Origin of the sequence: Gordonia alkanivorans, assembly GCF_004011905.1 — a bacterium.
Taxonomy (GTDB): domain Bacteria; phylum Actinomycetota; class Actinomycetes; order Mycobacteriales; family Mycobacteriaceae; genus Gordonia; species Gordonia alkanivorans.
Genome location: NZ_CP027114.1, coordinates 4,035,318 through 4,055,215, shown reverse-complemented (window position 1 = coordinate 4,055,215; position 19,898 = coordinate 4,035,318). Strand labels below are relative to the sequence as shown.

20 protein-coding genes are annotated in these 19,898 nt (G+C 67.5%); 17 read left to right on the top strand and 3 right to left on the bottom strand.

The genetic code is table 11. The features are described from left to right. Positions 1 to 13 precede the first annotated feature (13 nt). Positions 14 to 2,059: a transcription termination factor Rho gene (rho, locus tag C5O27_RS18390; protein WP_127963335.1), complete on the top strand. Its 2,046-nt coding sequence runs from the start codon at positions 14 to 16 to the stop codon at positions 2,057 to 2,059. A gap of 159 nt (positions 2,060 to 2,218) precedes the next feature. Here rho and C5O27_RS18385 read toward each other — a convergent pair whose 3' ends face one another. Continuing rightward, complete coding sequence (locus tag C5O27_RS18385) at positions 2,219 to 3,166, bottom strand: ChuX/HutX family heme-like substrate-binding protein (protein WP_127963334.1); 948 nt, start codon at positions 3,164 to 3,166, stop codon at positions 2,219 to 2,221. A 26-nt stretch (positions 3,167 to 3,192) separates the two neighbouring features. Next, positions 3,193 to 4,416 (bottom strand): sulfite reductase subunit alpha, encoded by a 1,224-nt coding sequence (locus tag C5O27_RS18380; RefSeq protein ID WP_127963333.1) that lies wholly within the window; start codon positions 4,414 to 4,416, stop codon positions 3,193 to 3,195. Between the two features lie 256 nt (positions 4,417 to 4,672). On the opposite strand from C5O27_RS18380, the gene rpmE reads away from it, so the two are divergent. From rpmE to C5O27_RS18300, 16 genes are all read left to right on the top strand, one after another. Further along, positions 4,673 to 4,885, top strand: a complete 213-nt coding sequence (gene rpmE / locus C5O27_RS18375; RefSeq protein ID WP_006360515.1) for a 50S ribosomal protein L31 — start codon at positions 4,673 to 4,675, stop codon at positions 4,883 to 4,885. A 132-nt stretch (positions 4,886 to 5,017) separates the two neighbouring features. Next, positions 5,018 to 6,094 carry a peptide chain release factor 1 gene (gene prfA / locus C5O27_RS18370; RefSeq protein ID WP_006360516.1) on the top strand — a complete coding sequence of 359 codons (1,077 nt, stop codon included), beginning with the start codon at positions 5,018 to 5,020 and terminating at the stop codon, positions 6,092 to 6,094. 4 nt (positions 6,095 to 6,098) lie between these two features. After that, complete coding sequence (prmC, locus tag C5O27_RS18365) at positions 6,099 to 6,977, top strand: peptide chain release factor N(5)-glutamine methyltransferase (protein ID WP_127963332.1); 879 nt, start codon at positions 6,099 to 6,101, stop codon at positions 6,975 to 6,977. A 47-nt stretch (positions 6,978 to 7,024) separates the two neighbouring features. Next, entirely contained in the window at positions 7,025 to 7,678 is a 654-nt protein-coding gene (locus C5O27_RS18360; RefSeq protein ID WP_006360518.1) for an L-threonylcarbamoyladenylate synthase, read from the top strand. Position 7,679: 1 nt separating this feature from the next. Next, on the top strand, positions 7,680 to 8,903 hold the full coding sequence (locus C5O27_RS18355; RefSeq protein WP_127963875.1) for a serine hydroxymethyltransferase: 1,224 nt from the start codon (positions 7,680 to 7,682) through the stop codon (positions 8,901 to 8,903). 57 nt (positions 8,904 to 8,960) lie between these two features. Next, the gene (locus tag C5O27_RS18350) at positions 8,961 to 10,160 is read left to right on the top strand and encodes a glycosyltransferase family 4 protein (protein WP_075862882.1); all 1,200 of its coding nucleotides are present in this window, start codon (positions 8,961 to 8,963) and stop codon (positions 10,158 to 10,160) included. A 283-nt stretch (positions 10,161 to 10,443) separates the two neighbouring features. Then, positions 10,444 to 10,857, top strand: coding sequence for a hypothetical protein (locus tag C5O27_RS18345; RefSeq protein WP_006360521.1), 414 nt, complete (start codon positions 10,444 to 10,446; stop codon positions 10,855 to 10,857). Beyond that, positions 10,854 to 11,603 carry a F0F1 ATP synthase subunit A gene (gene atpB / locus C5O27_RS18340; protein WP_006360522.1) on the top strand — a complete coding sequence of 250 codons (750 nt, stop codon included), beginning with the start codon at positions 10,854 to 10,856 and terminating at the stop codon, positions 11,601 to 11,603. The genes C5O27_RS18345 and atpB overlap by 4 nt, the downstream gene beginning before the upstream one ends. 134 nt (positions 11,604 to 11,737) lie before the next feature. After that, the gene (locus tag C5O27_RS18335) at positions 11,738 to 11,989 is read left to right on the top strand and encodes a F0F1 ATP synthase subunit C (RefSeq protein WP_006360523.1); all 252 of its coding nucleotides are present in this window, start codon (positions 11,738 to 11,740) and stop codon (positions 11,987 to 11,989) included. A gap of 47 nt (positions 11,990 to 12,036) precedes the next feature. Continuing rightward, a complete protein-coding gene (locus tag C5O27_RS18330) occupies positions 12,037 to 12,525 on the top strand; it encodes a F0F1 ATP synthase subunit B (RefSeq protein WP_006360524.1) in 489 nt (162 codons plus the stop codon). After that, positions 12,525 to 13,949 carry a F0F1 ATP synthase subunit B/delta gene (locus C5O27_RS18325; RefSeq protein ID WP_035750777.1) on the top strand — a complete coding sequence of 475 codons (1,425 nt, stop codon included), beginning with the start codon at positions 12,525 to 12,527 and terminating at the stop codon, positions 13,947 to 13,949. Before C5O27_RS18330 ends, C5O27_RS18325 begins: the two co-directional genes overlap by 1 nt. Positions 13,950 to 14,028: 79 nt before the next feature. Next, the gene (gene atpA / locus C5O27_RS18320) at positions 14,029 to 15,657 is read left to right on the top strand and encodes a F0F1 ATP synthase subunit alpha (RefSeq protein ID WP_006360526.1); all 1,629 of its coding nucleotides are present in this window, start codon (positions 14,029 to 14,031) and stop codon (positions 15,655 to 15,657) included. Positions 15,658 to 15,702: 45 nt separating this feature from the next. Further along, positions 15,703 to 16,626, top strand: a complete 924-nt coding sequence (locus C5O27_RS18315) for a F0F1 ATP synthase subunit gamma (protein ID WP_127963331.1) — start codon at positions 15,703 to 15,705, stop codon at positions 16,624 to 16,626. 67 nt (positions 16,627 to 16,693) lie between these two features. After that, entirely contained in the window at positions 16,694 to 18,142 is a 1,449-nt protein-coding gene (gene atpD, locus C5O27_RS18310) for a F0F1 ATP synthase subunit beta (protein ID WP_006360527.1), read from the top strand. 9 nt (positions 18,143 to 18,151) lie between these two features. Then, on the top strand, positions 18,152 to 18,532 hold the full coding sequence (locus C5O27_RS18305) for a F0F1 ATP synthase subunit epsilon (RefSeq protein WP_006360528.1): 381 nt from the start codon (positions 18,152 to 18,154) through the stop codon (positions 18,530 to 18,532). Between the two features lie 205 nt (positions 18,533 to 18,737). Further along, positions 18,738 to 19,226 carry a DUF2550 domain-containing protein gene (locus C5O27_RS18300; RefSeq protein WP_127963330.1) on the top strand — a complete coding sequence of 163 codons (489 nt, stop codon included), beginning with the start codon at positions 18,738 to 18,740 and terminating at the stop codon, positions 19,224 to 19,226. Positions 19,227 to 19,282: 56 nt separating this feature from the next. Here the strand turns inward: C5O27_RS18300 and C5O27_RS18295 are convergent, their stop codons facing one another. After that, positions 19,283 to 19,897, bottom strand: a complete 615-nt coding sequence (locus tag C5O27_RS18295) for a cob(I)yrinic acid a,c-diamide adenosyltransferase (protein ID WP_127963329.1) — start codon at positions 19,895 to 19,897, stop codon at positions 19,283 to 19,285. Position 19,898 lies beyond the last annotated feature (1 nt).

Genomic DNA, 19,898 nt, shown 5'->3' with positions numbered 1-19,898 from the left:
CGAAAGGACTTCCGTGACAGATACGGACCTGATCACCGCACCTGCCGAGCAGGAATCAGCGGGTACGGCCGGCCCTGACTCGGGGCAACCGGCCAAGACGCGGGCTCGGGCAGCACGTACCGGCCTGTCCGGCATGGTGCTCAGCGAGCTGCGGACCGTTGCCGGTGAACTCGGTATCAAGGGCACCTCCGGGATGCGCAAGGGCGATCTGATCGCCGCCATCAAGGAGCGCCAGGGCGGCGGAGCCGCCAAGAGTGCAGACGCCAAGGCCGAGGCCAAGAGCGCTGAGGCCAAGAGCACCGAGGCCAAGAACACCGAGGCCAAGGCCGCCGAGAGCGCAGGCTCCGAGGCCAAGACCGAGGCCAAGAGCTCCGAGACCCGGCGCCGGAGCGCCAAGGCGTCGTCCGAGGACGGGCAGCTGTCGATCGTCGAGTCCGCCGAAGACGGCGATTCCGGTCGGGCACCCCGCACGGGCAGGAAGAGCGCCGACGCGGAGGCCGGCGAGCAGCGCGCAGACGAGCAGAAGGGCGACGAGCCGAAGGGCGACGCCAAGGGGGATTCGGCGAAGGCCGGCGACTCCGACGCCGGTGAGCAGCGCAATCGCCGCAACCGGAACCAGAACCGGGACAACCAGAACCGTGAGGGTGGCCAGAACCGCGAGCGTGGCCAGAACCGCGAGGGTGGCCAGAACCGGGACAACCAGAACCGCGATGGCGGCCAGAATCGCGACAACCAGAATCGCGACGGGGGCCAGAACCGCGGTGGCGGCCAGAATCGGGACAACCGTGACGACCGTGACGACGACGGCGAAGGCGGCGGTCGTCGCCGGGGACGCCGTTTCCGCGAGCGTCGTCGTGGGCGCGACCGCGACGGCGGTAGCCAGAACGAGCCGCAGGTCTCCGAAGACGACGTGTTGCAGCCCGTCGCCGGCATCCTCGACGTGCTCGACAACTACGCCTTCGTCCGCACCTCGGGCTACCTCGCCGGTTCCAACGACGTCTATGTGTCGATGAACATGGTGCGCAAGAACGGACTTCGACGCGGCGACGCGATCACCGGCGCGGTCAAGGTGCCGCGCGAGGGTGACCAGCAGAACCAGCGTCAGAAGTTCAACCCGCTCGTGCGTCTCGACACCGTCAACGGCGGTGAGGTGGAGGCGGCGAAGAAGCGCCCCGAGTTCAACAAACTCACCCCGCTGTATCCGAATCAGCGACTGCGCCTGGAGACCACGCCGGACCGCCTGTCCACCCGCGTGATCGACCTGATCATGCCCATCGGCAAGGGGCAGCGCGCACTGATCGTCTCGCCGCCGAAGGCCGGCAAGACGACGATCCTGCAGGACATCGCCAACGCGATCACGGTCAACAACCCGGAATGTCACCTCATGGTGGTGCTCGTCGACGAGCGTCCCGAAGAGGTCACCGACATGCAGCGCTCGGTCAAGGGCGAGGTCATCGCCTCCACCTTCGACCGTCCGCCGTCAGACCACACCTCGGTCGCCGAGCTCGCCATCGAGCGCGCCAAGCGTCTCGTCGAGAGTGGCAAAGACGTTGTGGTACTTCTGGATTCGATCACCCGTCTGGGTCGCGCGTACAACAACGCGTCGCCGGCGTCGGGCCGAATCCTCTCCGGCGGTGTCGATTCGACCGCCCTGTACCCGCCGAAGCGGTTCCTCGGTGCGGCCCGCAACATCGAGAACGGCGGATCGCTGACCATCATCGCCACCGCGATGGTCGAGACCGGTTCGACCGGTGACACGGTCATCTTCGAGGAGTTCAAGGGCACCGGCAACGCCGAGCTCAAGCTCGATCGCAAGATCTCCGAGCGCCGCGTGTTCCCCGCGGTCGACGTCAACCCGTCGGGCACGCGTAAGGACGAGCTCCTGCTCTCGCCCGATGAGTTCGCGATCGTCCACAAGCTGCGTCGTCTCCTGTCCGGTCTCGACTCGCAGCAGGCGATCGACCTGCTGATCAGCCAGCTGAAGAAGACCAAGACGAACATCGAGTTCCTGATGTCGGTCCAGAAGACCGCTCCGGGAGCCGGTGGCAACGACGACTGACAGTCGACGAATTGATCGACGGCCCCGTCTCGCATCATGCGGGACGGGGCCGTCGACGTTTCGCGTCCGCTCCCTGACCGCGAGCTTGCGAGCGTGTCGAAGGGTCCGGGTCTTCGTGGCTCGTCGCTGTGCTCCTCGCACCTCGGACAGCACGGGGGGTCAGGAAGCCAGATCGCAGGTCAGGTGATCCCACGCCTCGGCGGTGGCGCGCGGAACGGGGCCGGTGTGGGTGAGGACGAGGCAGCAGCGTGAGCGCCGGTCGTAGAACTCGATGGCCGCGGTGGGGCCCCACACGCCCGGTGCCCTGGTGACCCAGCACTGTTCGACGTGGTTGAAGTTGACCATCACCCGGGAGGTGCCGGACGCGAGCACCATCTGCCCGCGGTGCTCGCGGGCGCCGTCGAGCCGGTCCTGGCGCATCTGCATACATCCCGGCGCCGCGGCGGCCACGGTGACCGTCATCCCGAGCAGCGCGGCGTGCTCGAGAGAGGTGATGACCCGACTCGGATCGACGCGGATGCCGCGCGACCCATGTCCCTGGGCCAGCAGCCGGAGCCGCGAGGTGCCGCCGTCGAGCAGGATCGAGTCGAATAGCCCGACCTGGTCGCCGTCGTGGCGGTCGTGGAGAGCGGCCTGGATGTACTCCGGTCCCGGAAGGGGCGGCACGGGAGCGGGGTCCGAGCCGTGGACGGCCGCCACCGAGGTGGACAGGCTCAGCGACTCGAAGGCGAGGCGGTCGGAGTTCTCGGTCAGGTAGGTCGCATGCGCGGTGTTGCCGCTCGAGTCGAACAGGCGCAGCGTGGGCGGGACAAGGGCGGCGGGATCGGTCTGAAGCGCCGACGACAACCGGGAGGGGTTGAGCCGCAACGAGATCTGCTCGGCGCCGATGGCGAGGGGGCCGCCCAGCGGAGTGGGGCTCCCGTGCACGCCGACCGCGTTCATGATCACCGGCCCGGCGACCGTGACACCGACGACCTCGGCGAGCGAGGGGAGTCGTGCGGCGATCGTGTCGATGTCCGGACTGATCGCGGAGTCGCCGAAACCCGGTGTGGCGAGGAGTGTTTCGAGGTCGCTCGGCCGGATCGGGTCGTCGGTGGAGTCGGGCACTGCGCGCTGGTCTCAGGGGAGTCGGCTCAGTAGACGTCGCGAGCGTAACGGCCCGCGGCCCGGAGTGCGTCGACGTAGTCGCGGGCGGCGTCGGAGTCGAGTCCGCCGTGCTGGGCGACGATCTCGTGCAGGGCGGCGTCGACGTCGCCGGCCATCGTGGCGGCATCGCCGCACACGTAGACGTGGGCGCCCTTCTCGAGCCAGGCGAACAGGTCCGCGCCGTTCTCGCGCATCCGGTCCTGCACGTAGACCTTGTGCTCCTGGTCCCGCGAGAACGCGAGATCCAGTCGGTCCAGCAGACCGTCGGTGACGAACCGATCGATCTCGTCGGCGTAGAGGTAGTCGGTGTCGCGATGCTGGTCGCCGAAGAACAGCCAGTTCGGGCCGTTCGAACCGGTGGCCGCACGATGGTGGAGGAAAGCGCGGAACGGGGCGATGCCGGTTCCCGGACCGATCATGACGGCCGGGGCATCCGCGTCGGGAAGGCGGAACGTCTTGTTGGGGGTGATGAAGACGTTCACGGTGTCGCCGGGTGCGCAACGGTCGGCGAGGTGCGTCGAGCAGACACCGCCGCGTTCGCGGTCGTCGGCGACGTAGCGAACGGTTGCCATCGTGATGTGCACGGTTCCGGAGTGAACCGTGGGGCTCGAGGAGATCGAGTACTCGCGGTGGGCGAGCGGACTCAGTTCCTCGAGGAGTTCCTCGGGTGCGAAGTCCAGGGTCGGATCGATGTTCAGCAGGTCCAGCACGTCACGGCCGCGGAGCCATGCGTCGAGTGCCTGTGCGTCACCGGCCTCGACCAGGCGGGTGAGCTCGGCCTGACCGGTACGCTCGGCCACCGCCTTCGCCAGGTACTTCGACGGGCAGCCGATCTCGTAGCGCGTGGTCAGGGCCTCGCGGAGGCTGTAGGTGGCTTTCCGATCGGCGATGATCTCGTCGCCGGCCGCGCCCAGGCGGTCGAGCAGGAGATCCACCAGGGCGGGATCGTTGACCGGCGTGATGGCGATGCCGTCGCCCGGCTCGTAGGTGATGCCGCTGTCGCCGAGCGAGATCTCGACGTGCCGGACCTCCTTGGCCGATCCCGGGCCCGACAGGACGGTGTTGGCGAGGATCGTCGCGGGGTAGGGGTTACGGCGGTTCCACGGTGACCGCGCCGGCTTGCGCCGCGCGGGTGCGGTCTGCGGCATGGACGACTCATCCGGGGTGGTGCGCAGTGGGGTGCTGGTACCGGCCGAAGCGGCGTCGTACATCGAGAGTCCTTCGTGGTCGCGGACGGTTGGCCGTCGGCCACCGTACTATGTTTAGGGCACCCTTACGACCCTTCCGGGGTGTGACATTGGCCGGGAATCAAACGGGTGGCCCCGCTGTTGACCGACGTGCGACCGCTGCGTCCGCGATTTCCGTCGCGAACGGCACACATGGCATACTGAGCGGTCGAGTCCGGTTCCGGTTCACACCGTCGAGAGGCGACGGTGACCCGGCGACCCCAGAAAGGGACACCCAGATATGAAGCAGGGAATCCACCCCGAGTACGCGGCGACCACCGTCGTCTGCGGCTGCGGCAACACGTTCGAGACCCGCAGCACCGCGGCCAACGGTCGTATCAACGTCGAAGTCTGCTCGCAGTGCCACCCGTTCTACACGGGCAAGCAGAAGATCCTCGACACCGGCGGCCGTGTCGCCCGGTTCGAGAAGCGCTACGGCAAGCGCGCCAAGTAGACCACGCTGCGACGCCCGCCCGACGCCGAGTCGGGACGGGCGTCGTTTGTGTTTGACCAGGTTCTTCTTTCCCAGCATGCTTGCCGAAGGCGTCTTCGGCGGTGAGTTCCGTCTTTACGAGTGAGGTTCGCAGTGAGTACGCAGAGTCCGTCGGCCATCGATGACATCCTGGCCGAGCACTCCGGTCTCGAGCGGCAGCTCGCCGACCCCTCGCTCCACGACGACCCCACCGCCGCCCGGCGGGTGGGCAAGCGGTTCGCCGAACTCGCCCCGGTGATGTCGACCTACAACAAGCTCAAGGCGGCCCGCGAGGACCTCGAGGCGGCACGTGAGCTCGCGGCCGACGACCCGTCCTTCGCCGCCGAGATCCCCGCCCTCGAGACGACCGTCGAGGAACTCGACGCAACGCTCACCGACCTGCTCGCCCCGCGTGACCCCCACGACAGCGACGACGTGGTCCTCGAGATCAAGTCCGGCGCCGGCGGCGAGGAGTCCGCGCTGTTCGCCGCCGACCTCGCACGCATGTACCTCAAGTACTGCGAGCGGCACGGCTGGAAGGTGCAGACCCTCGGTGTCACCGAATCCGACCTCGGCGGCTACAAAGAGGCGACCTTCTCGATCAAGTCCAAGGAGACCGTCCGCGACGGCGTGTGGTCGCGACTCAAGTTCGAGGGCGGCGTCCACCGCGTGCAGCGCGTGCCGGTGACCGAGTCCCAGGGGCGCATCCACACCTCGGCGGCCGGTGTGCTCATCTACCCGGAGCCCGAAGAGGTCGCCGAGGTCGCGATCGACGAATCCGACCTCCGCATCGACGTCTACCGGTCGTCGGGCAAGGGCGGCCAGGGCGTCAACACCACCGACTCCGCGGTGCGCATCACCCACCTGCCCACCGGCATCGTCGTGACCTGCCAGAACGAGCGGTCGCAGCTCCAGAACAAGGCCCGGGCCATGCAGGTCCTCGCCGCCCGCCTCCAGTCGGCGGCGGAGGAAGAGGCGGAGGCCGCGGCCGCGGAGGGTCGTGCTGCGCAGATCCGCACCGTCGACCGTTCCGAGCGCATCCGTACCTACAACTTCCCCGAGAACCGCATCACCGATCACCGCATCGGCTACAAGGCCAACAACCTCGATGCCGTCCTCGCCGGGGACATGGACAACCTCCTCGACGCACTCGTCGCCGCCGAGCGCCAGGCCCGCATGGAAGCCGAATAGCCCGATGTCGGACGCGCCGGCCCGTGTGGCCGACGAAATCCGCAGTGCCGCCGCACGACTGGCCGCCGCCGGGATCGACTCGGCGCGTCGGGACGCCGAATGGCTGATGGCGCACGTCCTCTCGTGTGATCCCGGGCGCCTGATCGTCGTCGACACGATCGACGAGGCACGGCTCCGCGAGTTCCGGACGGCCGTCGAGCAGCGGACACGGCGAATCCCGTTGCAGCACATCGTCGGTAGCGCACCCTTCGGCCCGCTCGAACTGGCCGTGGGGCCGGGTGTGTTCATCCCGCGGCCGGAGACGGAGTATCTGCTCGAGTGGGCGGCGTCCGCCGCGGCGACCATGACGGACCCGGTGCGCGTCGTCGATCTGTGCAGCGGGAGCGGTGCGCTGGCCATCGGCCTGGCAACGCTGGTCCGATCCGCGCGCGTGACCGCCGTCGAGGTGGACGACGATGCCTTGAAGTGGTTGCGGCGCAACGTGTCCGACGCGCCTGCAGCGGTGCGGGAACGGCTGGACGTGGTGGCCGCGGATGTCACCGACGCCGAGCAGATCGGCAAGGCGATCCCGCCGGGCAGCGTCTCGGTCGTCGTGACCAACCCGCCCTACGTCCCGATGCGGTCCGAGGTCGGTCCGGAAGTGGACCACGATCCGGCGCGCGCCGTCTTCGGCGGCGACGACGGCATGAGTGTGATCGTCCCGATGGTGCCGATCATCGCGACCATGCTCCGCGTGGGTGGTCTCGTCGGGATCGAACACGACGACACGACCTCGGACGCCGTCGTCGACTGCCTTCGCGCGCACGGCGCATTCGACGAGGTGACCGCCCGTACGGATCTGGCCGGCCGGCCGCGCTTCGTGACGGCCCGCCGGGTCGGCTGAGGCGCGTCTGCCGGGGTGCCCGGCCGGTGGCATGAAAGGATGGACCGGTGAGCATTGTTTTCGACTGCAACGATCCGCAGAGCCGTTCGGCGGGCATTCGCGCGGCCGTCGGGGCGGCGAAGGCGGGACGCCTGGTGGTGATCCCCACCGACACGCTCTACGGAGTCGGTTGCGACGCCTTCGATTCCGACGCCGTCGGCTCGCTGCTCGCGGCCAAGCATCGGGGCCGGGACATGCCGGTGCCGGTTCTCGTCGGCTCCTGGCATTCCATCGACGGACTCGTGCTGTCCGTCCCGCAGGCCGCCCGTGACCTCATTGAGGCGTTCTGGCCCGGCGGACTGAGTCTCGTTGTCCGCCAGGCACCTTCGCTCGCCTGGGATCTCGGTGACACCGACGGCACGGTCATGCTGCGCATGCCGCTGCACCCGGTCGCCATCGAGCTCTTGCGCGAGGTCGGGCCGATGGCGGTGTCGAGCGCGAACGTCTCGGGGCGTCCGCCCGCCACCACGGTCGACGAGGCCCGTGAACAACTCGGCGACGAGATCTCGGTCTACCTCGACGGCGGGCCCGCGCCGGTCGCCCAGGCGTCGACGATCGTCGACGTATCGGGCGCGCAGCCGCGGGTCCTGCGTGAGGGTGCCATCACGATCGAGGCCGTCGCCGAGGTCCTCGACGTCGACCCCGACTCACTGCGTGGGTGAGATGCCGCCGGGCATCGGTTCGACGGGTGACCCGCAGATCGACGCGCTGATCGAGCGGGAGTCGACCCGCCGGCGGACGTGGCTCCAGCTGCTCGCGAGCGAGACCGAACCGACTTCCGGGGTGCGGGCCGCGATGGCCTCGACCTTCGACTCGAAGTACGCCGAGGGGCGCCCCGGGTCCCGCTATCACGGTGGGTGCGAGGTCGTCGACGAGCTCGAGGAGCTCGCGATCGGCCGGGCGCGGGACCTCTTCGGCGCCGGTCACGTCGACGTCCAGCCGCTGTCGGGGAGTGCGGCGAATCTCGCCGTCCATGCCGCGTTCGCCCAACCGGGCGACCCCGTGCTCGCGCTGCGGCTCGAACACGGCGGGCACCAGACCCACGGTTCGCGCGCCAACTTCTCCGGGCGCTGGTTCTCGCCGCTGCACTACGAGGTGCGCCGCGACGATGAGCTCGTCGACTACGACCAGGTACGGGAACTCGCCCTGGTGCACCGGCCGCGGATGCTGGTCGCGGGCGCCACGTCGTATTCGCGCTCCTTCGACTACCCGCTGCTCCGCGAGATAGCAGACGAGGCCGAGTGCATCCTCCTGGTCGACGCCGCGCATCTCGCCGGACACGTCGCCGCCGGGCTCCTCCCGTCGCCGGTGCCGCACGCCGACGTCGTCACTTTCTCCACCAACAAGGTCTTCCGCGGGCCCCGCGGCGGCATCATCCTGGCGCGCACCGAACATGCAGACGCGTTGCGCAAGGCGGTCCACCCGTTCATCCAGGGCGGTCCGTCCATGCACGCGATCGCCGCGAAGGCCGTCACCTTCCACGACGCCGGTACCGAGGAGTTCGCCGACTACGTGCGGGCGACCGCGCGCATCGCGACCGACCTCGCCGACGCGTTGACCGCCCGCGGGCTGCGCGTGGTCTCCGGGGGCACGGACATCCATCTCGCGGTGGTCGACGTCGCCGCGCTCGGCATCTCCGGGTCCGAGGCGCAGGATCGTCTCAACCGATCGGGGATCGTGGTCGACAAAGCCGTCCTGCCCTTCGACGACCGTCCCGTCGCCGAGGGCTCGGGCATCCGGATCGGCACCCCGGCGGCCACCTCCCGGGGCCTGACCGCGGACATGATCCCGGCGGTCGCCGATGCGATGCTGGCCGCGATGTCGACCGACGATCTCGCGACGCACGATCGGATCCACCGTGAGATCAGCAGCCTCGCATGCGGGTAGCGTTGTCCGGGTGTCCGATACGTCCCCAGCGACCTCCACGGTGGGAGTGGTGAGCCGATGATCGACGCCGCCCCGGTGGTGCTCGCGGCCGCGACCGACGGGGGAGGGGCCGGTGTCCCGCTGCGCGAGTTGCTGCTCGTCGGTCTGACCGCTGCCGCGATGACGTATCTGCTGACCTCGGCGGTGCGCGTGTTCGCGATCAAGGCCGGCGCGGTCGCCGTACCGCGCGTGCGCGACGTCCACGTGATCCCGACCCCGCGACTCGGCGGTCTCGGCATGTTCGGCGGGGTGGTGGCCGGAATCGCGCTCGCCGCCAACCTGCCCGCACTCAACCGGGGATTCGCCTACACCACCGACATGACCGCGGTGATCACCGCGGGCACGGTGATCGTCCTGGTCGGTGTCGTCGACGACCGGTGGGGCCTCGACGCGCTGACGAAGTTCGTCGGGCAGCTGACCGCCGCCGGGGTGCTCGTTCTCCTCGGCATCTCCTGGATCCAGGTGCCGGTGCCGTTCGCCGACATCGGGACCATCGTGCTGGATCCGCTTCAGGCGGGCCTCCTCACCGTGGCCGTCACGGTGGCGACCATCAACGCGATCAACTTCGTCGACGGCCTCGACGGTCTCGCCGCCGGTCTGGGACTCATCGCCGCGGCCGCGATCTGCATGTTCTCGCTCGGCCTGCTCCGCGATCAGGGCGGCGACGTCAGCTACTACCCGCCGGCGCTCATCGCCGTCGCACTCGCCGGGGCCTGTCTCGGCTTCCTGCCGCACAACTTCTCGCCGGCCCGGATCTTCATGGGCGACTCCGGGGCGATGCTGATCGGGCTCATGCTGGCAGCCGCCTCGACGAGTGCGTCGGGTCGTATCGCGGTCAACGCCTACGGCCCGGCCGACATCTTCACCCTGCTGTCACCGCTGATCCTCGTGGCGGCCGTGGTCTTCATCCCGATGCTCGACATGCTGCTCGCGGTGATCCGCCGGACCCGTGCCGGAGTCGGCTTCTACACCCCGGACAAGATGCACCTGCACCACCGTCTGCTCGAACTCGGGCATTCCCAGCGCCGCGTCGCTCTGATCATCTACCTCTGGGTCGGGGTCCTGGCCTTCTCCGCCGCGGCGAGCACCCTGTTCCCGCTGTCGGTGGTCGCGCCCATGTTCGGCGGGGGACTGGTGGTCGCCCTGCTGGTCACGATGGCGCCCCGGTTGCAGCGCCGGTTCGCCGAGCTCAGGACCTCGACGAAAGCGTTCCGGTGAGGTCCACGTGGGCTTCCGGTAATGTCCGGTTCCGACCGAGCGCACCCTTGGTAAGGGCACGGTAAAGCTCGTGTACTATCGGCCGTAGTAGTTGTGGCCCGGGCGCCGACGGTGATCGCCGGCGGTTCCCGCGAGCCGCGACTCATACCCCCCGGTAAGACCTTCGGGGTGGTGTTGGTAGGGTCACACCAAACGCGAGCTGTTGCCTGGCGGCCACTGGCTGCTGCACGCACGCGGGTGCCCCGTGCCGTCGGTATGGATTCAACGAGCTGAGGAGAGGGACATGGAGACTTCTGCCCCTGATTCAGCCCCCGTCTATCCGCAGGCGCCCACCGGTCTGCGTCGTCCGGCCCTTATCGCCGGAGGCGTGACGCTCGTGGTCGCGGTGGTCTCGATCCTCGTCGGTCATCCCCTCTTCGCAGTGTTCTTCCTGCTCGGAGTCGCGGGAATCCTGGTCAACGCACTGCTCGTCAAGCGTGCCGTCGACACGGTCACCGCCGAGTTGAACCCCCGCAAAACCGCACTTGCTCTCAACTCCGCCATGCGACTCGGTGCCATCACGGTGCTCGCTCTGCTGGCGGCGTTTCTGGTCCAACCCGACGGGTTGGGCGCGATGTTCGGACTCGCCATCGGCCAGGTGGTCTTGGTGCTGAACACGGTCATTCCGGTGATGAAAGGACTTCGTAGCCAACCATGACGACCGCCCTCTACCTAGCCGCAGAGGATGGAGAATCATCCATCCAGGTGGGTCATTACACCAAGTTCGAGCTCTTCGGGTTGACCTTCAACCTGGAGACCATCATCGCCACGGCGCTCGCGGCGGCGATCATGCTCGCGCTGGCGTTCTACCTGAAGTCCAAGGTCACCTCGACGGGTGTGCCGTCGGGTGTGCAGCTCTTCTGGGAGACCGTCACCGTCCAGATGCGCAGCCAGGTCGAGAGCGCCATCGGCATGAAGGTCGCCCCGTACGTCCTGCCGCTGGCCGTCTCCCTGTTCACCTTCATCCTGATCTCGAACTGGCTGTCGATCCTGCCGGTGCAGGTCGGTCACCACGAGATCCTCAAGCCGCCCGCCGCGGACGTGAACTTCGCCTACGCGCTCGCGGTCTTCGTCTTCATCTGGTACCAGGCGGCCGGCTTCAAGCAGCGTGGTCTGCTGGGCCACCCCAAGCGCATCCTGAAGGGTCACGTCACCTTCCTCGCACCGATCAACGTGATCGAGGAGTTCACCAAGCCGATCTCGCTCTCGCTGCGACTCTTCGGCAACGTGTTCGCCGGCAGCATGATGGTCGCACTGATCGCACTGTTCCCGCCGTACATCATGTGGGCGCCCAACGCGATCTGGAAGTCCTTCGAGCTGTTCGTCGGCCTGATCCAGGCGTTCATCTTCGCGCTGCTGACGATCCTCTACTTCTCGCAGTCGATGGAGACCGAGGATCACTGACCGCCCGAGCAGGGCACCTCGCGGGGTGAGAACGCCGCGACCACAACCGCACATGACCGACCTGCGTCGGCGCCTGTCGTCGCAGCCACAGACCTGACACACCAGTTGTCAGCAACCGAAAGGGAAATATCACAATGGATCCTTACATTGGCCTCGGCGCACTCATCGGTGGCGGCCTGATCATGGCCGGTGGCGCCGTTGGTGCCGGTATCGGTAACGGCCTGGCCGGTAGCCAGCTCATCGCCGGTATCGCTCGCCAGCCGGAGGCTCAGGGTCGTCTGTTCACCCCGTTCTTCATCACCGTTGGTCTGGTTGAGGCCGCTTACTTCATCAACCTGGCCTTCATGGCGCTCTTCGTGTTCGCCACCCCGATCAGCGCCGGCTGATCACCGCTCTCCCTTTTGTCGCCGAGTAGAAACGACACCTCACCACAATGACGCTTGCTGCAGAGAACTTCCTGCTTCCGAATGGAACGTTCTTCGTTGTCCTGCTCATCTTCGTGATTTTGCTGCTGGTCATCCGCAAGTTCGTGGTTCCGCCGATTCAGCAGGTCCTCGAGGAGCGGGACGAGATGATCCACCGCACCGCGGAGGACAATCGGACTGCCGCCGCCGAATTCGAGGATGCGGACGTGCAGTTCCGTTCGCTCCTCAAGGAAGCGCGCGGTGAGGCCACCGCCAAGCGCGACGAAGCTCGCGCCGAGGGCCGTGAACAGCTGAACGAGATGAAGCAGCGAGCGACCGCCGAGGCCGACGCTGCCCTGCAGTCGACCAGCTCCGAGCTGGCGGCTCAGGGTGAGCAGGCGGCATCGACGGCTGCAGCTGATGTGGACACACTCGCCAAGACCCTCGCGGCGCGTGTGCTCGGTGTCGACTCGGCCACTCTTTCCGACACCCGATCGACGAGCGGAGCGGTGAACTGATGGCTGCCAACACTGAGACCGAATCCGACCAGGGCCCCATCGGTACCTGGCTCCACGACATCGGTGCTGCTTTCGACCCTGCGATCTTCATCGCTCAGCTCTTCGGCTTCGCGGTCATCATCTTCCTGCTGTGGAAGTACGTCCGCCCGCCGGTGCAGAAGATGATGCGTGATCGGCAGGAGACGGTGCGCACCCAACTCGCCGAGGCCGAAGCCGCCAAGAAGCGGGTCGCCGAAGGCAAGAAGGCTCGTGAGAAGGCCGTGACCGAGGCCAAGGCCGAGGCCGAGCAGCTGAAGAAGGACGCCGCGGCCGATGCCGAGGCGATCACCTCCGACATCCGCGCCCAGGCCGATCACGAGGTCAAGCGCATCTCCGAGCACGGCCGCAACCAGGTCGCGCTGGTGCGGGCGAACCTGGTTCGTCAGCTTCGTACCGACCTCGGTCTCGCCGCGGTCGACAAGGCCGGCGAACTCGTGCGCAACCACCTCGCCGACGACTCGGCCCAGGCCGCGAGTGTCGACCGGGTCATCGACGAGCTCGAGGAGATGTCCTCCGGATCGTCGTCGGCGGTTCCGTCGAGCGCCAAGCTCGTCGGTCTGCACGCCATGCGTGCCGCCAGCCGCGACGCCGCTCTCGCGGTGTCGGACAAGTTCGACTCGGCTGCGAGCGATCTCGACGGTGCGGCGCTCGCCGCGGCGTCGGGTGATCTGACCGCGGCCATCAACCTCCTCGGCGAGAACCCGGTGCTGCGCAAGCGACTGGTCGAGGACGACGAGAACGCCGCCGGCAAGAACTCGCTGGTGCACACCCTGTTCGACGGCAAGGTGGCCCCGGTGGTCGTGGAGGTTCTCGCAACCGCCTCGACTCAGCGGTGGTCGTCGTCGGGCGATTTCATCACCGCCCTGCGTCGCCAGAACTCGCTGATCGTGCTCACCGCCGCCGAGCGTGACGGGGTCATCGAGCAGGTCGAGGACGAGCTGTTCCGGGTCAGCCGGATCCTGGAGGCCAACCCGCAGCTCGCGTCGCTGCTCTCCGATCACGGCAAGGACGCCGACAAGCGCGTCGACCTCCTGCAGAAGCTGGTGGGGGAGAAGGTCAGCGGCCACACCTGGACGCTGCTGTCCTCGACCGTCCGCCTGCTGAACGGTCAGGCCGCCGATGTCGCCGTCGATCAGCTCGCCGAGCTGGCCGCCGCCCGACGCGGCGAATCGGTCGCCCACGTCGTGTCGGCCTCCGAACTGGCCGACGCACAGGTCGAGCGCCTCGCGACCGTCCTCGGCGGGATCTACGGCCGCACCATCTCGGTGCAGACCGAGGTCCAGCCCGAACTGCTGGGCGGCCTGCGGATCAGCGTCGGCGACGAGGTCATCGACGCCGATGTCGCCACGCGCCTCGCGAAGGCAGCCGAGACGCTGCCGCGCTGACGCAGCTCGACCCTGACCACCCGAACACCCAAGCCCGAGCCCTAAAGCCTCAGAGCTAATCAAGGAAAGACGAGAACCCATGGCGGAGTTGACGATCTCACCAGACGAGATTAAGGGAGCGATCGAGCAGTACGTCTCGTCGTTCGAAGCCGAAGCGTCGCGTGACGAGGTCGGTATGATCACCGATACGTCGGACGGTATCGCTCACGTCAGCGGACTGCCCAGCGCAATGGCCAACGAGCTCCTCGAGTTCCCCGGCGGCGTCCTCGGCGTCGCGCTGAACCTCGACGAGGACGAGATCGGCGCCGTCATCCTGGGTGACTACGAGTCCCTGGAAGAAGGCCAGCAGGTCAGCCGTACCGGCAACGTGCTCTCCGTGCCCGTCGGCGACGCCTTCCTCGGCCGCGTGGTCGATCCCCTCGGCGCCCCGATCGACGGACAGGGCGACATCGAGGCCGAAGAGCAGCGCGTCCTGGAGCTGCAGGCCGCCTCGGTGCTCGAGCGCCAGCCCGTCGAGGAGTCCCTCGCCACCGGCATCAAGGCCATCGACGCCATGACCGCCATCGGCCGCGGACAGCGTCAGCTCGTCATCGGCGACCGCAAGACCGGCAAGACCGCCGTCTGCATCGACGCCATCCTGAACCAGAAGGCCAACTGGGAGACCGGCGACCCCACCAAGCAGGTCCGCTGCATCTACGTCGCGATCGGTCAGAAGGGTTCGACCATCGCCGGCGTCAAGTCCGCTCTCGAAGAGGCCGGCGCGATGGAGTACACCACCATCGTCGCGGCCCCGGCCTCGGACTCGGCCGGCTTCAAGTGGCTCGCCCCGTACACCGGTTCGGCCATCGGTCAGCACTGGATGTACCAGGGCAAGCACGTCCTCATCGTGTTCGACGACCTGACCAAGCAGGCCGAGGCCTACCGCGCCATCTCGCTGCTGCTGCGCCGCCCGCCGGGCCGCGAGGCATACCCGGGTGACGTCTTCTACTTGCACTCGCGCCTCCTGGAGCGTTGTGCGAAGCTCTCCGACGAGCTCGGCGGCGGCTCGATGACCGGTCTGCCGATCATCGAGACCAAGGCGAACGACGTCTCTGCGTTCATCCCGACCAACGTCATCTCGATCACCGACGGCCAGGTCTTCCTGGAGTCGGACCTGTTCAACAAGGGTGTCCGCCCCGCCATCAACGTCGGTACCTCGGTGTCGCGCGTCGGTGGTGCCGCACAGACCAAGGGCCTCAAGAAGGTCTCGGGTTCGCTGCGTCTGGAGCTGGCCCAGTTCCGCGAGCTGGAGGCCTTCTCGGCCTTCGCCTCCGACCTCGACGATGCGTCGAAGGCGCAGCTCGAGCGCGGTGCCCGCTGGGTCGAGATGCTCAAGCAGGACCAGTACAGCCCCTTCTCGGTCGAGGACCAGATCGTCTCGATCTACCTCTGCGGTGAGGGTCACTACGACTCGGTGCCGGTCGACGACGTGCGCAACTTCGAGACCCAGCTGCTGAGCCACCTGCACCACAACGCGAAGGGTGTCTACGACTCGATCGCCGGCGGCAAGGCGCTCGCCGACGACCAGGCCGAGGCCCTCGTCGCCGAGACCAACAAGTTCAAGAACGGCTACCTCACCCACGACGGCCGTCGCGTGGTCAACGAGGCCGAGGCGCAGGCAATGGATGCCGAGAACGTCGAGAACGAAGAGATCAAGATCCGCAAGTGATCTCAGACGTCAACGGACATTGCGATAAGGAAGGGGTGAGGGCTCATGGCCAGCATTCGTGAGCTGCGCTCACGCATCCGGTCGGTCCAGTCGACCAAGAAGATCACCAAGGCTCAGGAGCTGATCGCGACCTCGCGTATCACGAAGGCCCAGGGTCGCGTCGCGGCGGCGAAGCCGTACTCGGAAGAGATGACGACGGTGCTCTCCGAGCTCGCGAGCAACTCGGGCTACCTGGACAACCCGCTGCTGAACGAGCGTGAGAATCCCAAGCGTGCGGCGATCCTGGTGGTCACCAGCGATCGCGGTATGTGCGGTGGTTACAACGCCAACGTGCTCAAGGCGACCCGTGAGCTCATCGCGCTGCTGCGCGAGGAGGGCAAGGAAGCCGTGCTCTTCGTGATGGGTCGAAAGGGTGTGGGGTTCTTCAACTTCCGCGGCCTGACCGTCTCGGATTCGTGGACCGGCTTCTCGGAGGCCCCGAAGTACTCCGACGCCAGCACCGCGACGCAGTTCCTGGTGGATCTGTTCGTGGCCGGCTCGGGCACCGAGGTCGAGCGTCCGGGTGGCGACGGCGTCCTCGAGGGCGTCGACGAACTGCACCTGGTCTACACCCGGTTCCAGTCGATGCTGTCGCAGGTGCCGGAGGTTCGCCGGGTGGCGCCGCTGGTCGTGTCCGAGGACGACGATCCGTCCGACGACACCCCGTTCCGGAACTACACGTTCGAGCCGGGTGCGGATGCGCTGCTCGACGCGCTGCTGCCGAAGTACGTGGCAACGCGGGTGTACGCGGCACTGCTGGATTCGGCCGCGTCGGAGTCGGCTGCTCGCCGTACCGCCATGAAGGCGGCGACCGACAACGCCGAGGAACTGGCCAAGACGCTGTCGCGTGAGGCCAACCAGCTCCGCCAGGCCCAGATCACCCAGGAAATCAGCGAGATCGTCGGTGGTTCGAGCGCACTGGCCACCTAGCCACCGCGCCCCCGAGTCCTGACGACGAGAACCAATACTTCGATCAAGAGGAAGTGACCCAAGCACCATGACCGCAGCAGTAGAAAACCCCTCCGCGCAGTCGGCGGGTTCCGCCGACGGGCGGGTCGTCCGCATCATCGGCCCCGTGGTCGACGTCGAGTTCCCCCGCGGCTCGATCCCTGAGCTGTTCAACGCCCTGCACGCCGAGGTCACCCTCTCCTCGGTTGCCAAGACCCTGACCCTCGAGGTCGCGCAGCACCTCGGCGACAACCTGGTGCGCACCATCTCGATGCAGCCCACCGACGGCCTGGTCCGCGGTGCGCCCGTCTCCGACACCGGCAAGTCGATCGTCGTGCCGGTCGGCGACGTCGTGAAGGGCCACGTTTTCAACGCCCTCGGCGACTGCCTCGACAGCCCCGGCCTGGGTCGTGACGGCGAGCAGTGGAGCATCCACCGCAAGCCTCCGGCCTTCGACGAGCTCGAGGGCAAGACCGAGATCCTCGAGACCGGTATCAAGGTCATCGACCTGCTGACCCCGTACGTCAAGGGCGGCAAGATCGGTCTGTTCGGTGGTGCGGGCGTCGGCAAGACCGTCCTCATCCAGGAGATGATCACGCGTATCGCGCGTGAGTTCTCCGGCACCTCGGTGTTCGCCGGCGTCGGCGAGCGCACCCGTGAGGGCACCGACCTCCACCTCGAGATGGAGGAGATGGGCGTTCTCCAGGACACCGCCTTGGTGTTCGGTCAGATGGACGAGCCGCCGGGCACGCGTATGCGCGTGGCGCTGTCGGCGCTGACCATGGCGGAGTACTTCCGCGATGTGAAGCACCAGGACGTGCTGCTGTTCATCGACAACATCTTCCGCTTCACGCAGGCGGGCTCGGAGGTCTCGACCCTCCTCGGCCGTATGCCGTCCGCGGTGGGTTACCAGCCGACCCTGGCCGACGAGATGGGCGAGCTCCAGGAGCGCATCACCTCGACCAAGGGCCGCTCGATCACCTCGCTGCAGGCGATCTACGTCCCCGCCGACGACTACACCGACCCGGCGCCGGCGACCACCTTCGCGCACCTCGATGCGACCACCGAGCTCTCGCGGCCGATCTCGCAGCTGGGTATCTACCCGGCCGTGGACCCGCTGACCTCGACCTCGCGAATCCTCGAGGCCTCGATCGTGGGCGACGAGCACTTCCGCGTCGCCAACGAGGTCAAGCGCATCCTGCAGAAGTACAAGGAGCTGCAGGACATCATCGCCATCCTCGGTATGGACGAGCTCTCCGAAGAGGACAAGGTCACGGTGCAGCGTGCTCGCCGTATCCAGAAGTTCCTCGGCCAGAACTTCCTCGTCGCCGAGAAGTTCACCGGTCAGAAGGGCTCGGTCGTCCCGCTCGCGGACACCATCGAGGCATTCGACCGTGTCGCCAAGGGCGAGTTCGACCACCTGCCCGAGCAGGCGTTCAACAGCTGCGGTGGACTCGACGACGTGGAGGCCGCCGCCGCCAAGATCGCCGGAAAGTAGCGGTAATCCATGGCTGAGAAGTCCTTCCACGTGGAGGTTGTCTCCGCGGATTCGAGCCTGTACTCGGGCGAGGCCACGTTCCTGATCGCGCAGACCACGGTCGGCGAGCTGGGCATCCTGGCCAACCACGAGCCGCTCCTGGGCCAGCTGGTCCCGGGTGGCTTCGTGGTGATCGTCGAGGAGAACGGCAATCGCCGCGCGGCCGCGGTCGAGGGCGGATTCCTGTCCGTCACCGGCGAGGCCGTCACAGTGCTCGCGGAGTCGGCCGACTGGGCCGACGACGTCGACGTCAACGCGGAGAAGACCGCACTCGAGCAGGCTGAGCCGGACTCCCCGGAGTACCACCGTGCTCACGCGCGTTTGACTGCGGCACAGCAGCTTTCGAAGTAGCACCCGCGCTCGCGCGACGGTCACCTCGGCCGGTCATCGGATATGCATCCGGTGACCGGCCGAGGTCGTTTCGCGCCCGATGTGCGTGATCTGGCATGCTGGATCCACATCCCTTGTCCCGCTCGTCGGGTCATGCCGTCGATGATCGATCAGGATCTCCGACGGCGGACCGGACGTTTGCGGTGACCGCACAAAGGAGTAGGTGATGACGCTGCTGGTCGTATTGCTCAGTGTGCTGCTGGCGGTGGCCGTCATCGTCTGCGTTCTGCTCGCGGTGCGTCTGGCCCAGCTCCGACGCGTCGGCACCCCGATCCTGCTGCGCACCATCCCCGCAGAGGTAGATCACGGCTGGCGTCACGGCACGGTGCGCTACAGCGACGACTCGCTGCGCTACTACCGGCTGGCCTCACTGCGTCCGGGCCCCAACGTCACCTTCGCCCGTCAGGGCATCGAGATCGCGGGCCGGCGACGCCCCGAGGGAACCGAGATGGAGATCCTCGACGGCATGGTGATCCTGCAGGTACAGACCACCGGCAAGACCCACACCATCGGCAAGGGTTCCGATGGTGCGGGCTCGGACGGCAAGGTCAAGGACGGTTACGAGCTCGCCATGGGCCCGGGCGCGGTCACCGCGTTCCAGTCCTGGCTGGAGTCCCGGCAGTCTGCACGGTCACAGCGGCGCAAGAGCGCCTGAGTCCGTCAGACGGGCGGGATCGTCCTGTCTCCGGGGCCTACCAGGTCTCGGACCTCTCAGCTGTCGGACGACTCCGGACGCTCCCGGTTGCCGCCCGGAACCCACTTCACGTCACCGAGGGTGCCGTCAGGAGCCCGGTTGGCCACCCGCGACAGGATGAACAGCAGGTCGGACAGGCGGTTGAGGTACTTCGCCGGAAGGACGCTCGTGTTGTCCGGATAGGCGGCCACCGCGGCCCACGCCGAACGTTCCGCGCGACGGGTCACCGTGCGGGCCTGATGCAGTAGTGCCGCCAACGGGGTTCCGCCCGGCAGGATGAACGAGTCCAACGGCGGAAGCTCGGAGCCGAAGTCGTCGCACCAGCGCTCGAGGGCGTCGATGTACTCCTGGGCGATCCGCAGCGGCGGGTACTCCGGGTTCTCGACGATCGGCGAGGACAGGTCGGCGCCGGCGTCGAACAGGTCGTTCTGCACGGTGGACAACACCGCGGCGATGTCGGCGGGTACGTCACCGCCGAGAGCCAACGCCATGCCGATCGCGCCGTTGGCTTCGTCACAGTCGGCATAGGCGACAACACGCGGATCGGTCTTGGGAACGCGCGAGAAGTCACTCAAACCGGTCGAACCGTCGTCGCCGGTGCGGGTGTAGATCCTCGTCAGATGAACGGCCATG

What these genes read in the sequence shown, in the direction of transcription:
- C5O27_RS18380 (WP_127963333.1), bottom strand. Translation starts at nt 4,416, where the DNA reads ATGTACGACGCCGCTTCGGCCGGTACCAGCACCCCACTGCGCACCACC.
- rpmE (WP_006360515.1), top strand. Translation starts at nt 4,673, where the DNA reads ATGAAGCAGGGAATCCACCCCGAGTACGCGGCGACCACCGTCGTCTGC.
- prmC (WP_127963332.1), top strand. Translation starts at nt 6,099, where the DNA reads ATGTCGGACGCGCCGGCCCGTGTGGCCGACGAAATCCGCAGTGCCGCC.
- C5O27_RS18355 (WP_127963875.1), top strand. Translation starts at nt 7,680, where the DNA reads ATGCCGCCGGGCATCGGTTCGACGGGTGACCCGCAGATCGACGCGCTG.
- C5O27_RS18350 (WP_075862882.1), top strand. Translation starts at nt 8,961, where the DNA reads ATGATCGACGCCGCCCCGGTGGTGCTCGCGGCCGCGACCGACGGGGGA.
- C5O27_RS18345 (WP_006360521.1), top strand. Translation starts at nt 10,444, where the DNA reads ATGGAGACTTCTGCCCCTGATTCAGCCCCCGTCTATCCGCAGGCGCCC.
- atpB (WP_006360522.1), top strand. Translation starts at nt 10,854, where the DNA reads ATGACGACCGCCCTCTACCTAGCCGCAGAGGATGGAGAATCATCCATC.
- C5O27_RS18335 (WP_006360523.1), top strand. Translation starts at nt 11,738, where the DNA reads ATGGATCCTTACATTGGCCTCGGCGCACTCATCGGTGGCGGCCTGATC.
- C5O27_RS18330 (WP_006360524.1), top strand. Translation starts at nt 12,037, where the DNA reads ATGACGCTTGCTGCAGAGAACTTCCTGCTTCCGAATGGAACGTTCTTC.
- C5O27_RS18325 (WP_035750777.1), top strand. Translation starts at nt 12,525, where the DNA reads ATGGCTGCCAACACTGAGACCGAATCCGACCAGGGCCCCATCGGTACC.
- atpA (WP_006360526.1), top strand. Translation starts at nt 14,029, where the DNA reads ATGGCGGAGTTGACGATCTCACCAGACGAGATTAAGGGAGCGATCGAG.
- C5O27_RS18315 (WP_127963331.1), top strand. Translation starts at nt 15,703, where the DNA reads ATGGCCAGCATTCGTGAGCTGCGCTCACGCATCCGGTCGGTCCAGTCG.
- atpD (WP_006360527.1), top strand. Translation starts at nt 16,694, where the DNA reads ATGACCGCAGCAGTAGAAAACCCCTCCGCGCAGTCGGCGGGTTCCGCC.
- C5O27_RS18305 (WP_006360528.1), top strand. Translation starts at nt 18,152, where the DNA reads ATGGCTGAGAAGTCCTTCCACGTGGAGGTTGTCTCCGCGGATTCGAGC.
- C5O27_RS18300 (WP_127963330.1), top strand. Translation starts at nt 18,738, where the DNA reads ATGACGCTGCTGGTCGTATTGCTCAGTGTGCTGCTGGCGGTGGCCGTC.
- C5O27_RS18295 (WP_127963329.1), bottom strand. Translation starts at nt 19,897, where the DNA reads ATGGCCGTTCATCTGACGAGGATCTACACCCGCACCGGCGACGACGGT.